Below are 18,392 nucleotides of genomic sequence, written 5' to 3'. Positions count from 1 at the left end.
TTTTCCGTGGTCCGCTCTCTGGCCGAGATCGGCCAAGATCAGTGCGAGAAGTGTCCTCGGTAGTACTCGAAGACGAACCCGATCATGCTCATGATGATCGCGAAGACACCGATGATGAAGAGCCACCAGCCGATGACCAGACCGACCGCGGTGAGCGAGACGGCCAGGCAGACGAACAGCGGCCACCAGCTGTGCGGGCTGAAGAAACCGAGCTCTCCGGCGCCGTCGCTGATCTCCCCCTGCTTGTTGTCCTCCGGCTGCGCACCGATGCGGCGAGCCGTGTACATCAGGTAGTAACCGATCATCAAGGCGAAGCCCACCGAGATGGCCATCGCCGTCGTGCCGACCGGTTCCCTGGACCAGAACCAGTAGACGACGTCCACTGCGGCGAAGAAGACTCCGCAGAGGATGAACAACCAGCCCTGGACCTTCATCGGGTCTCCTCCAGCTCACGAGGGGCCGAGACGTGCGGGTACTTGAGGTCGAACGCCGGGCGCTCGGACCGGATGCGCGGCAGCGAGGTGAAGTTGTGCCGCGGCGGCGGGCACGAGGTCGCCCACTCAAGCGAGCCGCCAAAGCCCCACGGATCGTCCACCGTGACCTTCGGCGCGGTCTTGTGGGTCTTCCACACGTTGTACAGGAACGGCAGCGTGGAGGCGCCCAGCAGGAACGCACCCACCGAGGAGACCATGTTGAGGTCGGTGAAACCGTCGATCGGACTGTAGTCGGCGTAGCGGCGCGGGAAGCCCTGCGAGCCGAGCCAGTGCTGGACGAGGAAGGTGGTGTGGAAGCCGACGAACAGCGTCCAGAAGTGCACCTTGCCGAGTCTGTCGTTCAGCATCTTGCCGGTGAACTTGGGCCACCAGAAGTAGAAACCGGCGAACATCGCGAACACCACGGTGCCGAAGACCACGTAGTGGAAGTGGGCCACCACGAAGTAGGAGTCGGACACCTGGAAGTCCAGCGGCGGCGAGGCCAGGATGACACCGGTCAGGCCACCGAACAGGAAGGTGACCAGGAAGCCGATCGAGAAAAGCATCGGCGACTCGAATGACAGGTGACCGCGCCACATCGTGCCGAGCCAGTTGAAGAACTTCACACCGGTCGGGACCGCGATGAGGAACGTCATGAACGAGAAGAACGGCAGCAGCACCTGGCCGGTCGCGAACATGTGGTGCGCCCACACCGTGATCGACAGGCCGGCGATGGCGATGGTCGCGCCGACCAGGCCGATGTAGCCGAACAGCGGCTTGCGGCTGAAGACCGGCAGGATCTCGGTCACGATGCCGAAGAACGGCAGCGCGATGATGTACACCTCGGGATGGCCGAAGAACCAGAACAGGTGCTGCCAGAGCAGCGCGCCACCGGTGGTCGAGTCGAAGATCTGCGTACCGAGCTTGCGGTCGGCCTCCAGGGCCAGCAGGGCGGCGGCGAGCACCGGGAAGGCCATCAGCACCAGGATCGAGGTGAGCAGCACGTTCCAGGTGAACATCGGCATACGGAACATGGTCATGCCGGGGGCGCGCATGCAGACGATCGTGGTGATGAAGTTGACCGAGCCGAGGATCGTGCCCAGACCGCTCATGGTCAGGCCGAGGATCCACAGGTCACCGCCGATGCCCGGCGAGCTGATCGCGTTCGACAGCGGGGCGTAACCCGTCCATCCGAAGCTGGCCGCGCCACCCGGGGTGAGGAAACCCGACAGGGCGATGAGGCTGCCGAAGGTGAACAGCCAGTAGCTGACCATGTTCAGACGCGGGAACGCCACGTCCGGCGCCCCGATCTGCAGCGGCATCAGCTCGTTGGCGAACCCGGCGAACAGCGGCGTCGCGAACATGAGCAGCATGACCGTGCCATGCATGGTGAACAGCTGGTTGAACTGCTCGTTGCTGGTGAACTGCAGGCCCGGCTGGGCCAGCTCCGCTCGCATGATCAGCGCCATGACGCCGCCGATCAGGAAGAAGATGAAAGAGGTGATCAGGTAGAGATGTCCGATGATCTTGTGATCGGTGGACGACGTCCACTTCGCGATGATCGAGCCCTTGCGGGTCGGCACCGGCGCGAGAGTGATGGGTTCGTTAAGTGCGGTCACTGGGCACCCGCCTGGCTAGCGATGTACTGGTCGAACTCGGCCTGCGGAACGAGCTTGACCGAGAAGAGCATCCGGCTGTGGTCCACACCGCAGAGCTCGGCACAGCGGCCGGCGTAGACCGCGGGCTTGTTGAGCGTGTCCACCTCGAACTTGTTCTCCACACCGGGGATCACGTCACGCTTGAAGTGGAAGGCCGGCACCCAGAACGAGTGGATGACATCCGGGGAGACGAGGTCGAACTCGACCTTCTTCTCGACCGGGAGCACCAGCTGCGGTCCCTTGGTGTAGTCGTCGGAGGGCCTGCCGACGACTTCGACCTTCTTGCCGTCGTATTCCGTCGTGAAGCGCCAGCTCCACTGGAAACCCTCGACCTTGACCTTCACGTCGGGATGACCGGACAGCGCGTTGACATAGTTCTGGTCACGCGCGGTGAAGAAGAAGAACACGCCGACCATGATGATCGGCACCACTGTGTAGAGGATCTCGATGGGGAGGTTGTAGCGCACCTGAGGCGGCAGCTCGTCCTTCGAGTGCTTCTTCTTGCGATGGAAGGCAACGGACCAAAGGATCATGCCCCACACGACCACACCGGTGGCGAGAGCGGCGATCCAGGATCCGTTCCACAGATCCTGGACGGTCTCAGCCTGCTTGGTGATGGCGCCGGGCAGTCCGCCACGGGACCACTCATCGGCACTACACGCCGTCGCGGACACCAGCAGCAGCGCCAGAGCGGCAGCGCGTGGCACCCGGCGGCGGGCCAACAGACGCCGTGCAGAACGGCGGGTCGGACTCACGGATCGCCTACCCCACAGATGAAGCCCAGGAGTCGCTCCTGGGCGGTCGTTTATTTGTGCTCACAAAATGTAATTCACAGCTTTACGCTGGGGGACACACTAGCGCGGACCACCTCCGCCCCCCCGCGCAACCCCCGATTGCGCCACACTTGGTGCGACGATTAAGGCGTGGCGTACTTCGACGCGGCCTCCACCGAGCCGCTGCACCCTCAGGCACGCGAGGCTCTGATCGCGGCGCTCGACGTCGGCTGGGCCGATCCGTCAAGACTGTACGGTCCCGCCCGCCGGGCAAGAATGTTACTCGAACAGGCGCGTACCGAGGTCGCCGAAGCGCTCGGCGCCCGGTCCGACGAGGTCTCGTTCACCACCTCCGGGACTCAGGCCGTGCATCTGGGCGTGCTCGGCGCCCTGCACGGACGGCGCCGCGCCGGGCGGCGCCTGGTGACCTCCGCGGTGGAGCACTCCAGCGTGCTGCACGCCGCCGGGGTCCACGAGCGTGACGGCGGTTCGGTCGAGACGGTCGCTGTCGGCCGCAGCGGTGCGGTGGACCTCGCGGCCTTCGGGGCGGCGGTCCTCGCGGAGGGTACGGCCCTGGCCTGCCTGCAGAGCGCCAACCACGAGGTGGGAACCGTCCAGCCGGTCACCGAGGCGGCGGCCATGTGCGCCGAGGCCGGCGTGCCGCTGCTGGTGGACGCGGCACAGACCGCGGGCCGGATGCCACTGCCGGGCGGCTGGTCGGTGCTGACCGCGAGCGCGCACAAGTGGGGCGGCCCCGCGGGAGTCGGCGTGCTGGTGGTCCGCAAGGGCACCCGGTGGCGCAGCCCGCTCCCCGAGGACGACCGGGAGCGGCGCCGGGTCCCCGGCTTCGAGAACGTCCCGGCGATCGTCGCGGCCGCCGCCGCGCTGCGCGCCATGGTGGCCGAGTCGGCGCAGGAGTCGGCGCGGCTCTCGGCCCTCGTGGACCGGATCAGGACGGAGGTGCCCCGGCGTGTCCCGGACGTCGAGGTCATCGGCGACCCCGTCAGACGCGCCCCGCATATTGTCACCTTTTCGTGTCTTTACGTAGAAGGTGAGGCATTACTGACAGAGCTGGACAGGGCGGGATTCGCCATATCCTCCGGCAGTTCATGTACGGCGAGTACGCTCCGTCCGTCACATGTTCTGGAGGCCATGCGCGTCCTCACCCACGGTAATGTCCGCGTGTCGCTGCCGCAGGGCGCGTCCGCGACGGATGTCGACCGCTTCCTCACGGTCCTTCCTGACATAGTGAAGAAGATCCGCGAAGATGCGGGAGTAAGGTCGTGAGCGGCATTCGGGGAAAGAAGGTCACATGACGTCCAGGCAGGCCACCACCGAGGGATCCACCCAGCCTCCGGCGCTGACCATCGACGCGCTGGGCAAGAAGTGCCCGATCCCCATCATCATGCTCGCCGAACAGATCAACCACGTGCCGCGCAACGCGATCGTCTCGGTCCTCGCCGACGACCCCGCGGCCTTCACCGACATCCCGGCCTGGTGCCGGTTGAAGTCCCACCACCACGTGGCCAGCTATGAGCTCCCCGGGGGCGGCTGGGCCGTCCATGTGCGACGTAACTACTGACCCGGCAGAAAACGGGTAGGACCCCTCCGAAAGGTCAGCACACGTTTCGGGGGGAACACATGAGTGGTGAGACCGCCAAGGACCTGATGAGCTCGGGTGCCCGGTGCATCGAGGCACACGAGACGCTCGACCGGGCCGCGCAGCTGATGCGGGAGCTGAAGGTCGGGGCGCTGCCCATCTGCGGGAGCGACGACCGGCTCAAGGGCATCATCACCGACCGTGACATCGTGGTTAAGTGTGTGGCCGCCGGCAAGGACCCATCGCAGATCACCGCCGGGGAGATGGCCATCGGCCTGGTCTGGGTGCCCGCGGACGCCACCGTCTCCGAGGTTCTGGTCAAGATGGAGGAGAACCAGATCAAGCGGCTCCCGGTGATCGAAAACAACCGCATCGTCGGAATGATCAGCGAGGCGGACCTCGCCCGGCGTCTTCCGGACGACCAGCTCGCCGAATTCGTCCACCGGGTCTACGCGAAGGCCTGACCTCCGGCAGCCGTGACGCCGGGGACCTCATGGTCCCCGGCGTAGGAGAACTCAGGCGTAGTGGCACTTCACGGACGGGGCCACCTCTGCGGCGGCCTCGGCGCCGTAGGCGGCGGCGAAGCGCTCCAGGAAGACCTTCTGGCTGAGCTGGTACTCCTGCCCGCCGACACGTTCCAGGACGTGGGTGGCGGTGAGGTTGCCGACCTGCGCGCAGCGCTCCGGGGACAGGCCCCAGGCCAGTGCGGCCAGGAATCCGGCGCGGAAGGCGTCGCCCACCCCGGTGGGGTCGGCCTTGCCGAGCTCGGGGGCCGGGGAGACGTGCAGGGACGGCTCGTCCTTGCGGTCGATCACGGCGCCCTTGGGGCCGAGCGTGGTGACGCGGACGCCGACCCGATCGAGGATCTCCCCGTCGGACCAGCCGGTCTTCTGCTCGATCAGCCCCTTTTCGTAGTCGTTGCTGAAGAGGTAGGCGGCGCCGTCGATCAGCAGGCGGATGTCCTCCCCGGGCATGCGGGCGAGCTGCTGCGACGGGTCGGCCGCGAACGGGATGTTCCGTCGGCGGGCCTCCTCGGTGTGCCGGAGCATCGCGTCGGGATCGTTGGGGCTGACCAGCACCAGGTCCAGGCCGCCGAGACGCTGGGCGATCGGGCCGAGCTCGATCAGTCGGGCCTCGGCCATCGCACCGGTGTAGAACGACGCGATCTGGTTGTGATCCTCGTCGGTGGTGCACAGGAAGCGGGCGGTGTGGTGGAGCTCGGAGATGTGAACCGACTCGCAGTCGACCCCGTGACGCTCCAGCCAGGAGCGGTAGTCGGCGAAGTCCGTGCCGACGGCGCCGACGAGGATGGGCGTCAGCCCCAGGCAGCCCATGCCGAAGGCGATGTTGGCCGCACAGCCGCCACGGCGGACCTGCAGGTCGTCGATGAGGAACGACAGGGACACCCGGTCGAGCTGTTCGGCGATGAGCTGATCCCCGAAACTGCCGGGGAAGGTCATCAGATGGTCGGTCGCGATGGAGCCGGTGACGGCGATGCGCACGGGATCTTTCTCCTCGTTGTCAGCATCTGAGAAGGGGGCGGGATCTGAGAAGGGACAGGCATTGAAACCCCGCAAGAATACGCGACCTCGCGGACGCGCGACGGCCCCGCAGGGTGACAGATCTCACCCTGCGGGGCCATCGCCCGATGCTTTTCCGCCTTGCTGGCGCTGCCTTGCCGGCTAGTTGAAAGAGTCGCCGCAGGCGCACGAACCCGTGGCGTTCGGGTTATCGATCGTGAAGCCCTGCTTCTCGATCGTGTCGACGAAGTCGACCGTGGCACCCACCAGGTAGGGCGCGCTCATCCGGTCGGTGACCACGCTGACACCGTTGAAGTCCGTGACGACGTCGCCGTCCATGGAACGATCGTCGAAGAAGAGCTGGTAGCGCAGGCCGGAGCAACCCCCGGGCTGCACAGCCACGCGAAGCTGGAGGCCTTCCTCGCCCTGCTGCTCCAGCAGGCTCTTGACCTTGGCGGAGGCCGCGTCACTAAGGATCAGACCCTGCGCCGTGGTCTCACTGCTCTCAACCGACATGTGGTGACTCCCGCGTCTGCGTCAGCCGCCCGATCAGGCGGCTGTCTGTTTATGACGTCCTTCTTAGACGCTACCAACACCCACTGGCAGCTACACATTCCTCAATCCGGAACTACCCCCGTGCCCCGGAATAAAGCCCCGGGTGCCGTGTGTCATCATAGTCGTCAGTTCGACGATAAGGGGGTGTGGCCGTGACGACCACCGAGACCGGGCTTCCGCTCTTCGTCCTCGGCAGGGGGACCGACTCGCACAGCGAGCGCGGTGTCGACTGTCCCGGCGAGTTGCCGTCCGCCTCAGATCCGGCGCTTGTGGAGCGCGCCAGGCGCGCCAAGGCCGCGCTCGGCGACCGGGTCTTCGTGCTGGGGCACCACTACCAGCGCGACGAGGTCATCCAGTTCGCCGATGTGACCGGGGACTCCTTCAAACTCGCCCGGGAGGCGGCGGCCCGGCCGGACGCCGAGTACATCGTCTTCTGCGGCGTGCACTTCATGGCCGAGTCGGCCGACATCCTCACCGGCGACACGCAGAAAGTCGTCCTGCCCGATCTCGCGGCCGGGTGCTCGATGGCCGACATGGCCACGTTCGACCAGGTCGAGGAGTGCTGGGAGGCACTGGAGGACGCCGGGATCGCCGGCGTCACGGTTCCGGTCACCTACATGAACTCCAGCGCCGACATCAAGGCGTTCTGCGGCCGCAACGGCGGCGCGGTGTGCACCTCCTCCAACGCCAGGCGAGCTCTCGACTGGGCGTTCTCCCGTGGTGAGAAGGTGCTGTTCCTTCCCGACCAGCACCTGGGACGCAACACCGCGGTGCTGGAGATGGGCCTCTCGCTGGACGACTGCGTCGTGTACAACCCGCACCGGCCGAACGGCGGGCTGACCACGGAACAGCTCGAGAACGCCAAGATGATCCTGTGGAAGGGTCACTGCTCGGTGCACGGCCGCTTCAGCGCCGAGTGCGTGGACGACGTCCGCGAGCGGATTCCCGGTGTCAACGTGCTGGTGCACCCCGAGTGCAGGCACGAGGTGGTCACCAGGGCCGACCACGTCGGCTCGACCGAATACATCATCAAGAAGCTCGAAGAGGCTCCGGCGGGGTCCTCCTGGGCGGTGGGCACCGAGCTGAACCTGGTCAAGCGGCTGGGGCAGATGTTCCCGGACAAGAACGTGACGTTCCTGGACCGGACCGTCTGCTACTGCTCGACGATGAACCGGATCGACCTGCCGCACCTGGTCTGGGCTCTGGAGTCACTCGCGGCCGGCCAGGTCGTCAACCAGATCACCGTGGACGAGGACACCACCCGCTGGGCCAAGGTCGCCCTGGACCGGATGCTGGCCCTCCCCTGACGCCCCCTGGCGTGGGACGGGCCCCCGTCCCACGCACCGAGGCTCAGAACAGCTCGTAGACCACCCGGACCTGGACCGAGAGGGCCTGCTGACCGGGGCTGATGGAGGTGCTGTCGACCGGCGCGGCGGCGGCGAACCTGATCGGCGGGGACGACGTCTCCTCCTCACTGATCGTCAGGACGGGGCCGAGCTCACGGCCCGCCAGCCGGGCGTACTGGACGGCACGGGCAGCGGCGTCCCTGAACGCCGCGTCACGCGCGGCCCTGAGCACCCCGCGGTTGTTGGAGACCTCGAAGGAGATGCCGTTCAGGCGGGCCTCCTCCCCGACCGCGGCCACCGCGTCGATCACCTTGTCCGCGGACGCGATGTCGCGCACCACGGCCTCGACACCCTGCGCCGCCCGGTAATCGGAGACGGTGGGGTAGGTGCTGTACTCGGGGCCGAGGGACAGATCGTTGGTCCGCAGGTCCTTGGCCTGGATCCCGGCCGCCAGCAGCGCCTGGGTCAGCTTCGCGGCGGCCGTGCGCGCGTCGGCGAAGGCCGCGCCCGCGGTGGGGCGGCGCACCTCCACCCCGGCGTCCAGGCGCATGACGTCGGGAACGGCGGACTGGCTCCCCGTCCCCACGACCGTGATTTTGGACTGGCTCTCATCCAGCAGCCATTTCGGGAAACCGAAACCCAGCGCGGGACCGGGACCGGGATCGGGACCGGGATCGGAGTCGGCGAACGCGGTACCGCCGAACATGCCCATGGTGACGAGCGCGGCCACGGCCACGGCACGAGACATTCTGATCATGAGCTCATGGCATCACGGGGTGAGGAGGCGGCGGATAGGCGCCAATGCGCCCTGTCGAATCGTCAACAACCCATGGCTGAAGCCCTAGGCTTGCGCCTCTCCGCCCTGTCCTCCGGTCGTCGTACCAGCCGATGAGCCGCTTGGTGGCGAACGGCGAATGGTCACAGCCGATGTGTCAGTTTCCCGGCCGGACCAGTGGGAAGGTCAGTGCCTTCCTGATCGACGTTCCGGTCAGCAGCATCACGAGCCGGTCTACGCCGATGCCGAGGCCGCCGGTGGGCGGCATGGCGTACTCCAGCGCCTGCAGGAAGTCCTCGTCCAGCTCCATCGCGTCCTGCTCTCCGGCGGCGGCCCGCAGCGACTGCTCGGTCAGGCGGCGGCGCTGCTCGACCGGATCGGTCAGCTCGGAGTGGGCGGTGCCGATCTCGACGCCGAAGGCGACCAGGTCCCACCGCTCGGCCAGCCTCGGATCACGGCGGTGCGGCCGGGCGAGCGGCGAGACCTCCGCCGGGAAGTCGGTGTAGAAGACCGGCTCGACGGTCCGCTCCTCCACCAGCCGCCCATACAGTTCCAGGATCATCGCACCCCACCCCCGTCTCGGGTCGTACGGCACCGCCAGCCGATCGGCCAGTTTGCGGAGCTCCTGGAGGGAGGTGTCCACGGTCACCTGCTCTCCCGTGGCCTCCGAGACGGCCTCGTTCACGGTGACCGTCCGCCAGAGCCCGGAGATGTCGACCTCCTGCCCGTGCCTGCGGATCACCGGTGCGCCGAACGCCGCGGTGGCCGCCTCCTGGACGAGTTCGCGGGCGAGGTCCAGCATCGCCCGGTAGTCGGCGTAGGCCTGGTAGGCCTCCAGCATCGTGAACTCCGGATTGTGCTTGTAGGAGACCCCCTCGTTCCGGAAGACCGGGCCGAGCTCGAAGACCCGCTCCACCCCGCCCACGCACAGGCGCTTCAGGTGCAGCTCCGGCGCGATCCGCAGGGAGAGTCTCAGGTCGTAGGCGTTCATGTGAGTGGTGAACGGCCGGGCGTTGGCGCCGCCGTGGACGGGCTGCAGGATCGGCGTCTCGACCTCCAGGAAGCCCCGCCGGATCAGGGCGTCGCGCAGGCCGTGCAGGACGGCGCCCCGGATCCGGAGCATCTCACGGGCCTCGGCGTCGGTCATCAGGTCGAGGTAGCGCCGCCAGGACCGTGATGCCGGGCCGCCGGTGCCGTGGCGGCCGCCGGGCAGCGGGCGCAGGCACTTGGCGGTCAGTGTCCACTCCTCGACGAGCACCGACAGCTCCCCGGTCCTGCTGGTGACGACCTCACCTGCGCAGCCGACCTGGTCGCCCAGGTCGACGGTGTGACGCCAGCGATCCAGGGCCGCGCCTTGAGTGATCATGAGCTGCAGGGTGCCGCTCCAGTCGGCGAGGGTGACGAACAGCAGCTTCCCGTGGTCGCGGACCAGCATCACCCTCCCTGCCACCGCGACCCGCTCTCCGGTCCGCGCGTCGGCGGGCAGGCCGGGGTGTGCCTGCCGCACCTCGGCCGCGGTGTGGGTGCGCGGGTAGCCCACCGGGTACGGATCCCCGCCCTCGGCCCGGATCCGGTCCAGCTTGGCGAGGCGGACCCGCATCTGTTCCGGTACGGCGGGGCCCCGCCGGCTCTCCTCCGGTTCCGGCGCGAGGGCCGTCAGTGCTGCGGGGAGAGCCTCCACCTCCGGCCGGGCCGGCTTCTCACCGCGCCGCAGCAGCGTGGGCAGGCTCGGCCCGTACCCCAGGAAGCCCTCCGCGATCGCCGAGGCGAGAGCGACCTTGGGCAGGTCGCGGCCGTCCTCGTAGGCGAGGTAGCGCGGCACCCACTCGGGGCGGTACTTCACGTTCGACCGGTACAGCGACTCCAGCTGCCACCATCGGGAGAAGAACAGCAGCATCCCCCGCCAGGCCCGTATCACCGGCCCGGCGCCGATCCTCGCCCCCTCCTCGAAGGCGGCGCGGAAGACGGCGAAGTTCAGCGAGATGTGCTCCACCCCCAGCGCCGGCGCCTGCCCGACGAGGCCGGAGACCATGAACTCCATCAGGCCGTTGTCGGCCTCGGGGTCGCGGCGCATCAGGTCCAGGGACAGACCGTGCTCGCCCCACGGAACGAAGGACAGCAGCGCGGCGTGGTCACCGTCCGGCTCGAGGGCCTCGACCAGCACGCACCTGCCGTCCGCCGGATCCCCGAGGCGGCCCAGCGCCATCGAGAAGCCGCGTTCGGCCTCGGTGTCCCGCCACATCTCGGCTCTGTCGATGATCCGCCGCATCTCCTCCGGGGTCAGCTCCTCGTGCCGCCGGACGCGCAGCGTGTATCCGGCCCGCTCGACCCGGTTGACCGCCTGCCGCACCCCGCGCATCTCCCTGCCGCTCAGAGTGAAGGCCGCCACCTCGATCACCGCCTCGTCACCGAGCTGGAGCACCCGCAGCCCCGCCCGGTTGTAGGCCCTGGCGCCCTCCTCGCTCGCCCCGATGGCCGCCGGGGCCCAGCCGTACTCCCCGGCCTGGCCCATCCACGTCCGGATGGCCGGTTCCCACGCCTCCACGTCCCCGATCGGATCACCTCCGGCCAGGCTGACCCCGGCGACCACCCGGTAGGAGAGGGCCGCCTTGCCGCTCGCCGAGAAGATGGCGGTCCGGTCCCTGCGGGTGGCGAAGTAGCCCAGCGAGTCGCGCTCTCCCGTGACGGCCAGCAGCGCGCGCATCCGGGCCTCCTCGGACGGGGGCAGCTCGGCGCTGGCCCGCTGGGAGCGGAACAGGACCAGGAACGCGGAGAGGATCGCGACGGCGGTCAGCAGGCCCACGACGAAGCCGATCCAAGAGGGCGGGTGCCCGACACGGTCGAGGTCGAGGGTGACCGCACCGCCCAGCGACTTCTCCAGCGCCCAGGCGGACCTGCCCGGCGGCGTCAGCGTGCCGGGGAAGAGGCTGACCAGCAGGTAGGCGACGCCGAAGGACGCCGCGAGCAGGACGACGAGGGTCAGTAACGCCTTGCGGAAGGCGCCGCGCTGCATCTTGGCGTAGAACTCGCGTCGGGCGAGCACCAGCACGGCCAGCAGCCCGGCGACGAAAGTCAGGTTGATCGTGCCCGTGACCAGGAACCAGGTGGACCCGAGCCGCCGGAGGAGGTTGTCACTCAGGGGGGAGACCGGCGGCAGTAGGAGCGCGTCGAGCAGGGCGGTCAGCGACAGCAGCACCACCAGCAACCAGTACGCCGCGCGCTTGTGGCGGGAGACGGCTCCGGCGAGGATCGCCAGGAACACGGCGTAGCCGAGGTTCGCCTCGACCGAGAAGATGCTGGTGCTGACCACCTCGGTGGCCGGCTGCAGCAACCTCCGCAACGGCCCGACGAGCGCGATGACCGCCGAGTAGGCCGACAGCACCGCGAAGAACACGCTCAGTGCCTGAGGCACCTCCGCCGTCCAGCTCCGGTCCTTCAGCCGAGATGCCATCACCGCACCCCCGAGATGATCGCCACTCAGATCGTATACCCGGCTACCTATCGTGAAATCTACTGACCATCCGGACTGCTTCGCCTATCGCCTCGGGCCTTTCGAGCTGGACCTCGTGACCGACGCCCGGAAGGGGGATCAGCTTGGCGTTCAGCAGCTCGGCGAGCTCATGGTGGCAGCGGTCCTCCGGGCCGGCGCTGAGGATGACGACGGGGACATCCGGGAAAGGGTGGGTCTCGCGCAACGCGCCGAGCTCCACGGCCATGTCCCGGTAGGCGAGCCACTCGGCCGCCGCGGCGGCCAGGACCCGGCCCCTGCCGTACACGGCCCGGGCGCGGTCGTGCGTCCCCATGAGGAACCGGTGCGCGACGGGCATGGTCAGGGAGGCCACGACGGTCGCGCCGAACGTGCCACCGAAGGCGGGCAGGGCACGCTGCACGGCGCGTACGACGGCCGCGTGCACGGCGCCGCGGGGCCGCGCCACCGGGTCGCAGCTGGGATCGACCAGGACCAGCCCCGCCACCCGCCCGGGATGGAGCCGGGCGAATGCCTCCGCGTACCGGCCCGCCGCCGAGTGACCCACCACCAGGGGGACGTCCGCGAGCACGCCGATCCGTTCCGCCTCCTCACGCAACGTGGGCGGCCGGCGGTGGCCGGAGCTGAGTCCCAGGCCTGGCCGGTCGAACCGGATCACCGTGTGGTCGCGGCTCAGGTCGGCGGCGGCCCGGTCCCAGTGGAACCACGCCGCCGCCATTCCCGCGCAGATCAGCACCGGCGGCGCTCCGGCCCCCTCCACCAGGACGTGCGGCTCCGGCGGGGGCGCCGGCGTCCGGTCCCGCCACAGCGCGGTCGCCGTCAGCAGCAGCCAGAGCCCGATGACCGAGACCTGGAACCGCTGCGCGATCCCCACCGGGGCACCGGACACGATGGCCACCAGGGTCCACCCCGTGGCGACGGCCATGAGCGGGGCCAGCACCGCCCCGCCGTACCCGATGAGCGGCCACCTGTGCCGCCGCAGCGCGCTCACCGGCAGCGCCCCGAGGCTGAGCACCGCTCCCGCGACCGCCAGGGCGCTGGTCCCCAGGTGGATCCGGTGGGAGACCGAGACCCACCCCGCCGCCTCGGCCGCGGCGCAGGCGGGGTCGCTCAGGGCGGCACAGTCCAGCGGGAAGACACCGCCGTCCAGGACCGTCATCACGCCCAGCAGCGCGAGACCGAGCCAGCCCGCCGCCCCCCACCGGCCGGGCCGCTCGTCGGGCACCAGCGCCACCGCAGCCAGGCAGGCGGACCCGGAGATCACGTCGGCGACCCGCACCAGCCACGACCACGACTGGTCGACCGCCGCCAGCTCGCTGACGTAGGCGCCCGCCCGGCCGATTTCCGCGTTGAGGAACTGCACCGGCACCCAGGCGCTGTAGCACAGGCCCGCGACGGCGAACGCGCAGGCCGCGACCCGAGTCAGTTTCCGCCCGGCGCGCATCGCCTCAGAGTCCCGGGGCGCCCCAGAGGGGGAACCAGCGGCCGAGGTCGGGCTCGATCGGCAGCTCGCCCTCGATCGCGGCGCGCATCTGAAGCTCCAGCGCGTTGTCCCGCCGCTGCCCGGACAGCGGTGCGAACGGGTAGAAGGTGCCTCGCTTGTAGAGATACACCAGGGCGAGCCGGCGGGCGGACCCGTCGGTGAACGAGACCAGGGAACAGAGCAGGGAGGGACCGAAGCCCGCCGCCTCAAGGGAGGAGTTGACCGCGTGCAGGTCGGTGACCAGCTCGCTCAGCTGCTCGGGCGCACGGCGCACCAGCAGCCAGCTGTAGCCGTAGGTGTCCGTGGACTCCTCCACCGGCGGGCCGCCCCCCGTGGCGAGCAACTGGGTGACGTCACGCTCCAGCTCGGCGAAGGCCGCGCCCTCGGCCTGGCGGAAGCAGACCGCCCCCGTCCCGGCCGGTGCGAATCCGGTCGCGGCCTGCAGGGTCACCGCCGCCGACGGCAGCGCGAACAGCGCGTCCAGGTCCGGCTTGACGGGTTCGGTACGGCCCAGCAACGCGTCCCACCACTTCACCGTCCCCCTCCCTGTCCGAGCTGGGCGGAGATCTTGGCGAGCTGCTCCAGGCGCCGGTTCAGCGGCGGGTGGGTCGCGAACAGCGTGGCCATACTGGCGCCCCCGGACAGCGCGGGGACGAAGAAGAAGGCGTTGAACGGCTCGGCCTCCCGCAGATCCCTGGTCGGGATGCGGGCCATCTCACCGCTGATCTTGACGAGCGCGCTGGCCAGGGCCGAGGGGCGCTGGGTGAGGAGTGCTCCGGCACGGTCGGCGGCCAGCTCGCGGTAGCGCGACAAGGCGCGGGTGAGCAGGAAGCTGACCGCGTACACCAGGACCGAGACCAGCATGATGATCAGACCGATCGGCACGCCGCCCCTGTCGTCGCGGCCGCGGCCGCCCAGTCCGGCGTAGAGCGCAAATCTGGTCATGAGGCCGGCGGTGATGCCGAGGAACGAGGCGATGGTCATCACGGCGACGTCGCGGTGGGCCACGTGGGACATCTCGTGGGCGAGCACGGCCTCAAGCTCGGCCCGCTCCAGGCGGCGCAGCAGCCCGGTGGTCACGCACACCACGGCGTTCTTCTGATTGCGGCCGGTGGCGAAAGCGTTCGGGACGTCCGAATCGGCGATCGCCACCCTGGGCTTGGGCATGTCGGCCATGGCGCTGAGGCGGTCGATCATGCCGTGCAGCTCCGGCGCCTGCTCCGGGGTGACTTCATGTCCGTGCATCGCGAACAGCGCGATGCGGTCGGACATGAAGTACTGGACCAGCAGGGTGCCGCCCGCGATGAGCAGCACCATGACCGTCTGGACTCCCAGCGCGATCAGCACGCCCACGAAGACCACGTACAGCAGTCCGAGGAGGAACATGGTCGCGACCATGCGTCTGGTCAAGCCCCGGTCCGGGGCAAACCGGGTGTATGCCATATGACCAAACTATCCGGGAATCAGCCCTTCATTACCGAGCATCTCCCGTACTTCTTCCATGGAAGCGTCAGCCGGGGGCAAAATCAGCTCCGAGGGCTCCAGACTGTCGTCCGGGAGCGCCTTCCCGACATGGCGGACCTTGTCCAGCAGGTCGTGCAGCCGGGTTCTGAACGTCTCCTCGTCGCCGGCCTCGATGGCCGCCTCCAGCTCACCGTCCAGGACATTGAGAACGTCGAGGTCATTCGGGGAGATCTCGGTCTGGCCCTCGCCCATGATACGAACGATCACAGCCCCTCCCCCGGCTGACGGTACTGCTGGGTCTGGGGAGACTGTGGCTGCTGCTGGGGAGCCCCGGGCTCGATCGCGCTCTTGGGCGCGGAGCCCTGGCCCAGCTCGGCCTTCATCCGGGCGATCTCCAGCTCCACGTCGTGGCCGCCACCCATGCGGTCCAGCTCGGCCTGGATGTCGTCGCCGCGCTGCCCGCTGAAGTCATCGAGCGCGCCACTGGCCAGCAGCTCGTCGATGGCGCCCGCGCGGGCCTGCATCGAGGCCGTCTTGTCCTCGGCCCGCTGGATGGCCAGGCCAACATCGCCCATCTCCTCGGAGATGCCGGAGAAAGCCTCGTTGATCCGCGTCTGCGCCTCGGCCGCGGTGTAGGTCGCCTTGATCGTCTCCTTGCGCGTGCGGAAGGAGTCGACCTTGGCCTGCAGCCGGTGCGAGGCGGTGGTGAGCTTCTCCTCCTCGGCCTGCAGGTTGTCATGCTGCACGCGCAGATCAGCGATCTGGGTCTGCAGGCTCCCCCGGCGGGTCAGCGCCTCGCGGGCGAGGTCCTCGCGGCCGACGCCGAGCGCCTTGCGCCCCTGGTCCTCAAGCTTGCGCGCCTGGGCCTCGATCTGGTTGATCTGCAGCTCCACCCGCTTGCGCGAGGTGGCGACGTCCGCCACTCCCCGGCGCACCTTCTGCAACAACTCCAACTGACGCTGGTAGGAGTAGTCCAGGGTTTCGCGCGGGTCCTCCATTTTGTCTAAGGCGTTGTTCGCCTTGGACCTGAAAATCAAGGAAAGTCTCTTCATCACGCTCATGCGCGTCGGCCGTCCCCTTCTTCAAATGCGCTTCCGGTCACCCCAGTGATTCCAGCCCCCGGAGCCAGGCACCGGAGCCGCCTAGGTTCACCCTACGCATAACGCACGAGGGCGTCACTAAGTTGCGGTCCCGGTAGGCTGAACGATGTGTTCCGACGTACCCAGACCACCGCGGACGACTCCCTCGCCTCCGCCACCGATCCTAAGCCTGCGGGCAAGGGGCGTCCCACACCCAAGCGCCGGGACGCCGAAGGCCGTCGCCGCCAGCCGGTGAACGCCCCCCAGAACCGCAAAGAGGCGTACAGACAGCTCCGCGAGCGCCAGGCCAACGAGCGCGTCAAGGCGCGCGAGGGCATGATGCGCGGCGACGAGCGCTACTTCCCGGCGCGCGACCGGGGTCCGGCCCGCAAGTTCGCCCGCGACTGGGTCGACTCCCGCCGGATCGTCAGCCAGTACTTCCTGCCGTTCTCGCTGCTGATCCTGCTTCTCACCTGGATCCCCTTCCCCGAGCAGATCCGCTACTACGTCTACAGCGCGGTCATCACGATCGGCTGGCCGATCATGATGGTGGGCGTGCTGGCCACCTCGGTCTGGGTGTCGTGGAAGGTCAAGAAGCTGGTGGCCGAGAAGTTCCCCGACGAGAGTCTCAAGGGCGTCGGTTTCTACGCCGCCATGCGTGCGCTGCAGATCCGCAAACTGCGCTTCCCGCCCCCCGCCTTCCTGCCCGGCGGCAAGCCCGTCCCGCCGAAGAAGTAGGTTTCCGGGCCCCGTCTCCTTCCACGGAGGCGGGGCTCCGTGCTGTCGGCTCACCGCCATCCGACTGAGCACCCCATCCTCGGTCAGACCGACCGGGCCGGCCCGATCCGAGCCGACGGTTCCCCCGGCTCGAATCGATCTGCCACATGGCACCTACTAGGGTCGGGGTATGGAATTCCGTCACCTTGGCCGCAGCGGTCTCATGGTCAGTGAGATCAGCTACGGCAATTGGATCACTCATGGCTCCCAGGTCGAGGAGGACGCCGCCAAGGAGTGTGTGCGTGCGGCGCTCGACGAGGGGATCACCACCTTCGACACCGCTGACGTCTACGCGGGCACCAAGGCGGAGGAGGTGCTCGGGCGCGCCCTGAAGGGTGTCCGCCGCGAGTCTTTGGAGATCTTCACCAAGGTCTACTGGCCCACGGGTGCCGGCCCCAACGACCGAGGTCTGTCCCGCAAGCACGTCACCGAGTCCATCCACGGCTCGCTGCGCCGCCTGCAGACCGACTACGTCGACCTCTACCAGGCCCACCGCTTCGACAACGAGACGCCGCTGGAGGAGACCCTCAAGACCTTCGACGACCTCGTCCGGCAGGGCAAGGTCCTCTACGTCGGCGTCAGCGAGTGGACCGCCGACCAGATCGCCCAGGCGTTGAAGATCGCCGACGAGATGGGCTTCGACCGCCTGGTCTCCAACCAGCCGCAGTACTCCATGCTGTGGCGGGTCATCGAGTCCGAGGTCGTCCCCCTCTCCGAGAAGGAGGGCCTCAGCCAGATCGTCTGGTCCCCGATCGCCCAGGGCGTGCTCACCGGCAAGTATCTGCCGGGCCAGCCGCCGCCCGCGGGCTCCCGGGCCACCGACTCGACCGGGGGCAACTTCATCTCCCGGATGCTGACCGACGACGTGCTGACCCGCGTCCAGGACCTGAAGCCGATCGCCGGCGACCTCGGGCTGAGCATGGCCCAGCTCGCGGTGGCGTGGGTGCTGCAGAACCCGAACGTGGCCTCCGCCATCATCGGGGCGACGAAGCCGGAACAGGTCCGCGACAACGTCAAGGCCGCCGGCGTGAAGCTGGACGCCGAGGTGCTGAAGAAGATCGACGATGTTCTCGGCCCGATCGTCGAGCGTGACCCGGCCAAGACCGTCAGCCCCGCGACGCGCCCGTAACCACCGGAACCGACAGAACCCCTTGGGTCCTCACTCCGCGGTGGAGACCCAAGGGGGTTTCACCTATTCCGCACGCAACGACATCTTCTCGTATTCGATCCGGTCGCCCTCAAGCAGAGTGACCTTTTCGACACCGGATTCCAGCAGCTCACGCCAGCTCTCACCAAGCCATGACTCCGCGTCCGCCTGACTCGGAAACGTGTCGGACGGTATAACCCCCTCAGTCACGATGCCGCCATTCGCGTTCTCATAACGCCAGTGCCACGTCATGTC

19 protein-coding genes are annotated in these 18,392 nt (G+C 68.5%); 6 read left to right on the top strand and 13 right to left on the bottom strand.

The window, feature by feature from the left end; translation table 11 throughout:
* Positions 1-38: 38 nt before the first annotated feature.
* The 3 genes from ACIN94_RS06330 to coxB are packed head-to-tail and all read right to left on the bottom strand — an operon-like array spanning position 39 to position 2,886.
* A complete protein-coding gene (locus ACIN94_RS06330) occupies positions 39-434 on the bottom strand; it encodes a cytochrome c oxidase subunit 4 (protein WP_400700401.1) in 396 nt (131 codons plus the stop codon).
* Positions 431-2,056, bottom strand: coding sequence for a cytochrome c oxidase subunit I (gene ctaD, locus ACIN94_RS06325; protein WP_400700399.1), 1,626 nt, complete (start codon positions 2,054-2,056; stop codon positions 431-433). Before ctaD ends, ACIN94_RS06330 begins: the two co-directional genes overlap by 4 nt.
* Before the next feature lie 32 nt (positions 2,057-2,088).
* Entirely contained in the window at positions 2,089-2,886 is a 798-nt protein-coding gene (gene coxB, locus ACIN94_RS06320; RefSeq protein WP_400700397.1) for a cytochrome c oxidase subunit II, read from the bottom strand.
* Positions 2,887-3,054: 168 nt separating this feature from the next.
* Between coxB and ACIN94_RS06315 the strand changes: the two genes are divergently transcribed.
* The 3 genes from ACIN94_RS06315 to ACIN94_RS06305 are packed head-to-tail and all read left to right on the top strand — an operon-like array spanning position 3,055 to position 4,968.
* Positions 3,055-4,191: a cysteine desulfurase family protein gene (locus ACIN94_RS06315; RefSeq protein ID WP_400700395.1), complete on the top strand. Its 1,137-nt coding sequence runs from the start codon at positions 3,055-3,057 to the stop codon at positions 4,189-4,191.
* A gap of 25 nt (positions 4,192-4,216) precedes the next feature.
* Positions 4,217-4,486 (top strand): sulfurtransferase TusA family protein, encoded by a 270-nt coding sequence (locus ACIN94_RS06310; RefSeq protein WP_400700393.1) that lies wholly within the window; start codon positions 4,217-4,219, stop codon positions 4,484-4,486.
* 59 nt (positions 4,487-4,545) lie between these two features.
* Positions 4,546-4,968, top strand: coding sequence for a CBS domain-containing protein (locus tag ACIN94_RS06305; protein WP_400700391.1), 423 nt, complete (start codon positions 4,546-4,548; stop codon positions 4,966-4,968).
* A 51-nt stretch (positions 4,969-5,019) separates the two neighbouring features.
* Here the strand turns inward: ACIN94_RS06305 and ACIN94_RS06300 are convergent, their stop codons facing one another.
* Together ACIN94_RS06300 and erpA are read right to left on the bottom strand one after the other, a co-directional pair.
* Positions 5,020-6,006, bottom strand: a complete 987-nt coding sequence (locus tag ACIN94_RS06300) for a carbohydrate kinase family protein (protein ID WP_400700389.1) — start codon at positions 6,004-6,006, stop codon at positions 5,020-5,022.
* A gap of 180 nt (positions 6,007-6,186) precedes the next feature.
* Positions 6,187-6,540 (bottom strand): iron-sulfur cluster insertion protein ErpA, encoded by a 354-nt coding sequence (gene erpA, locus ACIN94_RS06295; protein ID WP_184757387.1) that lies wholly within the window; start codon positions 6,538-6,540, stop codon positions 6,187-6,189.
* Between the two features lie 191 nt (positions 6,541-6,731).
* Here erpA and nadA point away from each other — a divergent pair, with 191 nt between their 5' ends.
* The gene (gene nadA, locus ACIN94_RS06290; protein WP_400700386.1) at positions 6,732-7,886 is read left to right on the top strand and encodes a quinolinate synthase NadA; all 1,155 of its coding nucleotides are present in this window, start codon (positions 6,732-6,734) and stop codon (positions 7,884-7,886) included.
* A gap of 43 nt (positions 7,887-7,929) precedes the next feature.
* Here nadA and ACIN94_RS06285 read toward each other — a convergent pair whose 3' ends face one another.
* The 7 genes from ACIN94_RS06285 to ACIN94_RS06255 all read right to left on the bottom strand — a co-directional run bounded on the left by ACIN94_RS06285 (position 7,930) and on the right by ACIN94_RS06255 (position 16,195).
* Positions 7,930-8,682: an SIMPL domain-containing protein gene (locus tag ACIN94_RS06285; RefSeq protein ID WP_400700384.1), complete on the bottom strand. Its 753-nt coding sequence runs from the start codon at positions 8,680-8,682 to the stop codon at positions 7,930-7,932.
* Between the two features lie 175 nt (positions 8,683-8,857).
* On the bottom strand, positions 8,858-12,151 hold the full coding sequence (lysX, locus tag ACIN94_RS06280) for a bifunctional lysylphosphatidylglycerol synthetase/lysine--tRNA ligase LysX (RefSeq protein ID WP_400700382.1): 3,294 nt from the start codon (positions 12,149-12,151) through the stop codon (positions 8,858-8,860).
* A 43-nt stretch (positions 12,152-12,194) separates the two neighbouring features.
* The gene (locus ACIN94_RS06275) at positions 12,195-13,631 is read right to left on the bottom strand and encodes an alpha/beta fold hydrolase (protein WP_400700380.1); all 1,437 of its coding nucleotides are present in this window, start codon (positions 13,629-13,631) and stop codon (positions 12,195-12,197) included.
* A 4-nt stretch (positions 13,632-13,635) separates the two neighbouring features.
* The gene (locus tag ACIN94_RS06270) at positions 13,636-14,205 is read right to left on the bottom strand and encodes a hypothetical protein (RefSeq protein ID WP_400700379.1); all 570 of its coding nucleotides are present in this window, start codon (positions 14,203-14,205) and stop codon (positions 13,636-13,638) included.
* Positions 14,202-15,113 carry a zinc metalloprotease HtpX gene (gene htpX, locus ACIN94_RS06265; RefSeq protein ID WP_400700377.1) on the bottom strand — a complete coding sequence of 304 codons (912 nt, stop codon included), beginning with the start codon at positions 15,111-15,113 and terminating at the stop codon, positions 14,202-14,204. Before htpX ends, ACIN94_RS06270 begins: the two co-directional genes overlap by 4 nt.
* Before the next feature lie 9 nt (positions 15,114-15,122).
* Positions 15,123-15,401: a hypothetical protein gene (locus ACIN94_RS06260; RefSeq protein WP_400700375.1), complete on the bottom strand. Its 279-nt coding sequence runs from the start codon at positions 15,399-15,401 to the stop codon at positions 15,123-15,125.
* Positions 15,398-16,195, bottom strand: coding sequence for a PspA/IM30 family protein (locus ACIN94_RS06255; RefSeq protein WP_400700373.1), 798 nt, complete (start codon positions 16,193-16,195; stop codon positions 15,398-15,400). The genes ACIN94_RS06260 and ACIN94_RS06255 overlap by 4 nt, the downstream gene beginning before the upstream one ends.
* 147 nt (positions 16,196-16,342) lie before the next feature.
* Here ACIN94_RS06255 and ACIN94_RS06250 point away from each other — a divergent pair, with 147 nt between their 5' ends.
* Positions 16,343-16,951, top strand: a complete 609-nt coding sequence (locus tag ACIN94_RS06250) for a DUF3043 domain-containing protein (RefSeq protein WP_400700372.1) — start codon at positions 16,343-16,345, stop codon at positions 16,949-16,951.
* 169 nt (positions 16,952-17,120) lie between these two features.
* Positions 17,121-18,119, top strand: coding sequence for an aldo/keto reductase family protein (locus ACIN94_RS06245; protein WP_400700370.1), 999 nt, complete (start codon positions 17,121-17,123; stop codon positions 18,117-18,119).
* Positions 18,120-18,182: 63 nt separating this feature from the next.
* Here the strand turns inward: ACIN94_RS06245 and ACIN94_RS06240 are convergent, their stop codons facing one another.
* A complete protein-coding gene (locus ACIN94_RS06240; protein ID WP_400700368.1) occupies positions 18,183-18,389 on the bottom strand; it encodes a hypothetical protein in 207 nt (68 codons plus the stop codon).
* Between the last annotated feature and the right edge of the window lie 3 nt (positions 18,390-18,392).

It is taken from the genome of Streptosporangium sp. NPDC087985, assembly GCF_044741965.1.
GTDB lineage: Bacteria > Actinomycetota > Actinomycetes > Streptosporangiales > Streptosporangiaceae > Streptosporangium.
The sequence above is the reverse complement of the archived record's forward strand: the minus strand, read 5'-3'. Positions and strand labels throughout refer to the sequence as shown.

Excerpts from the sequence above, each read along its gene's own strand:
- ACIN94_RS06330 (WP_400700401.1), bottom strand. The coding sequence starts at position 434 with ATGAAGGTCCAGGGCTGGTTGTTCATCCTCTGCGGAGTCTTCTTCGCC.
- ACIN94_RS06310 (WP_400700393.1), top strand. The coding sequence starts at position 4,217 with ATGACGTCCAGGCAGGCCACCACCGAGGGATCCACCCAGCCTCCGGCG.
- ACIN94_RS06305 (WP_400700391.1), top strand. The coding sequence starts at position 4,546 with ATGAGTGGTGAGACCGCCAAGGACCTGATGAGCTCGGGTGCCCGGTGC.
- erpA (WP_184757387.1), bottom strand. The coding sequence starts at position 6,540 with ATGTCGGTTGAGAGCAGTGAGACCACGGCGCAGGGTCTGATCCTTAGT.
- ACIN94_RS06285 (WP_400700384.1), bottom strand. The coding sequence starts at position 8,682 with ATGATCAGAATGTCTCGTGCCGTGGCCGTGGCCGCGCTCGTCACCATG.
- lysX (WP_400700382.1), bottom strand. The coding sequence starts at position 12,151 with ATGGCATCTCGGCTGAAGGACCGGAGCTGGACGGCGGAGGTGCCTCAG.
- ACIN94_RS06275 (WP_400700380.1), bottom strand. The coding sequence starts at position 13,631 with ATGCGCGCCGGGCGGAAACTGACTCGGGTCGCGGCCTGCGCGTTCGCC.
- htpX (WP_400700377.1), bottom strand. The coding sequence starts at position 15,113 with ATGGCATACACCCGGTTTGCCCCGGACCGGGGCTTGACCAGACGCATG.
- ACIN94_RS06255 (WP_400700373.1), bottom strand. The coding sequence starts at position 16,195 with ATGAGCGTGATGAAGAGACTTTCCTTGATTTTCAGGTCCAAGGCGAAC.
- ACIN94_RS06245 (WP_400700370.1), top strand. The coding sequence starts at position 17,121 with ATGGAATTCCGTCACCTTGGCCGCAGCGGTCTCATGGTCAGTGAGATC.
- ACIN94_RS06240 (WP_400700368.1), bottom strand. The coding sequence starts at position 18,389 with ATGACGTGGCACTGGCGTTATGAGAACGCGAATGGCGGCATCGTGACT.